Here is a 2525-nt window from a genome sequence, read left to right on the forward strand (position 1 = left end):
GTTTTCCCTTCAAAATAAGGTCAACTACCATATATAGAAATAGGGACAGATAAGAAAACAAGAAAGTATAAAGTATTTGTCTCATTCAATTTATTTCAATGCCGCACAACGAAATAGGCCATAAGACGGTGAAGCTTGTCAGACTTGATTCGGTGTCTTATGGGGTGTGTTGGCCGGGGTTGTTCTTCCCTTTTTCTCCCGGTACTGCGAATATAAGAATAAGGGAAAGACAACCCGGATGGTTGGGAAGTTTTACGCCTGTCAAAAATCAGCTTCCAAGTGGCGCTTTAGCCGGAGGCAATGCTGTTAATAGCGGGGTATTAGCAACGTTGCCACAGGCGTCAGGCTCCGGGCTGACAATTTTATCCAGCGCATGGGTGGTGATGTGGGTGTAGATCTCGGTGGTCTTGCTGCTCCGATGTCCCAGCAGCACCTGGATATACCTTAAATCCGTTCCTTGCTCTAGCAGGTGAGTGGCAAAAGAATGGCGCAGGGTATGTGGCGTGGCGGGTGCTTTCACGCCTGCCTTCTCCTTGCTGGCCCGGAACACGCTGCGGATGCTCTCCACCGTATATTGCCCGCCCGTCTGCCCCTCAAAGAGCCACACCCTGGGCCTGTACTGCTTGTAATAAGCACGCAGGCTTTCCAGCAGCTTTTGGGAGAGCAGCGTGGTGCGGTCCTTCTTGCCTTTGCCGCCACGGATCAGCAGCAGGTTGCGCTCCGACTGCACGTCCGTAAGTTTCAGGTTGATCACTTCGCCAATACGCAGGCCACCCGCATACAAAAGCTGCAGCATGCAGCGGTGCTTGAGGTTCTCGGTCACAGAGAGGATTTTCAGCACGTCCTGCTTGCTGAGCACCTGCGGCAGCCGCTCGGGCTTCTCGGGCCGCTCCACCTGGCCCAGCTGCACCTCGTGCCGCAGCAGCACGCGCTGGTAGTAGAACTTCACGGCATTGATGGACTGGTTCACAAACGATACGGAATAGGTGCCGGCCTGCACCATCTGGCGGTGGTAGTGGTTGATGGCCTCTTCCGAGAAAGCATGTATGCCCTCCAGCCCGCTATCCCTGTGCGCATTCAGAAAGCGCAGGAGCAGGCTGTGGTAGGTGCGGATGGTACTGAGGCTGTAATTGAGCAGGAACAGCTTCTCCACGTAGTGAAGCGGGCAGGCAATATAGCCGTCGCCCTTCCGGTAGCATTGTTCCCAGAGCCGGGCCTGCAGGGCCATGTCCTTCACCTGCATGGTCTGCGCCAGCCACACCTGGGCTACTCGCTCTACCTCGGTTAGCAGCGTGTGCAGACTGCTGCTTTCGGTGCGGATGACAAAGCACTGCATGTCGTGCAGCCACCTGGCCACTTTGCTTTGCTTCAGGCAGGTATGGATTTCCTTGTTGTAAAGATAACTGAGCTGTACATACGGTCTGCCCTGGTGTTCCAGGGGCTGCAGGCGCACGACGGGGCGTGCGGGCACCTTTCCCAATGGCTCTGCCACATGCTTATCTTGTTGCAGGATAACGGTTCCTTCCGCCGGGCGCAGGCGCTTGGGCCGGAACAGGTACCTTGTGTCCACCTTGGCCAGCCCCTGGAAGTGCTGGTGCGTCATCTCGATGGCCTGGCTGCTGCGGTGCATCACAAAGCACTTGTAGGTCCTGCTGTACTTGATCCAGCCAGCCTCCTTCAGTCGTTTGGAGAGGAAGGGGTTGGGCTTGTGCCAGATGCGGATAATAGCTTTGCCCGCGTGCTCCAGCGGGTTAAGGTACAAAATAGGTTTTTGATCGGGATAAGCCATGGCAAATGAGACAGTTACTGAAGGCAAAGGTAAAACCTTTCAAAACCGTAGCCGTGTTATTACGCGAGTATACACGGATATACGCGAGTACAAACGCGGGTAAGTTATGAGCCAAGCCAGAACATGCATCCAGTGCGGAACAGCCATTGTAGGCAGGAGCGATAAGCGCTACTGCTCTGACCCCTGCAGACACCTGGCCAACAATATGGTTAAGGTACAGAACCAACACGAACGCAGGATTCTCCAAATCAATGCTGCATTAAGAAAGAACCGCAGCATTCTCAAACAGCTCAGTCCGCAGGGTAAGACCACCCTGCCCCGCCAGTACCTGGAGCTGGCAGGCTTTGATTTCCGCTACCTGACCCAGGTCTACCGCACCCAGAAGGGAAACACCTACTATCTCTGCTATGACTATGGGTATATGCTCCTGCCTGAGGAGAAGGTATTGATCGTGAATTGGCAGCCCTACATGGATGTGGGTCGGTGATAGCGCTGTCGGTATGTCAACTGGGATGTGCTTTTTGCTGCAACATGGTTATAGCTGAGGCGACACACGCATTTAGGTACGTTAAGTAAAGCGGTTCTTGTTGGCACAACCATTCTTGTTTCCTGTTGCCGTTTCTCACTATCTCCTATAGGGGAAAGCCATAACCCCTGATACAATTAATAGAATAGACTTTTTTCTAGGATAAGCAAATTGCTAAGCACGGTAATAAGAGTAACAACAATCCTGTTT

2 protein-coding genes are annotated in these 2525 nt (G+C 53.3%); one reads left to right on the plus strand and one right to left on the minus strand.

Annotated features, from left to right (window positions below; translation table 11 throughout):
• Positions 1 to 268: 268 nt before the first annotated feature.
• A complete protein-coding gene (locus ACFQ2O_RS21170; RefSeq protein ID WP_377532802.1) occupies positions 269 to 1789 on the minus strand; it encodes a tyrosine-type recombinase/integrase in 1521 nt (506 codons plus the stop codon).
• A gap of 106 nt (positions 1790 to 1895) precedes the next feature.
• Between ACFQ2O_RS21170 and ACFQ2O_RS21175 the strand changes: the two genes are divergently transcribed.
• Positions 1896 to 2276 (plus strand): hypothetical protein, encoded by a 381-nt coding sequence (locus tag ACFQ2O_RS21175; RefSeq protein ID WP_137761653.1) that lies wholly within the window; start codon positions 1896 to 1898, stop codon positions 2274 to 2276.
• Positions 2277 to 2525 lie beyond the last annotated feature (249 nt).

Source organism: Pontibacter rugosus, assembly GCF_042678745.1.
GTDB classification, from domain to species: domain Bacteria; phylum Bacteroidota; class Bacteroidia; order Cytophagales; family Hymenobacteraceae; genus Pontibacter; species Pontibacter rugosus.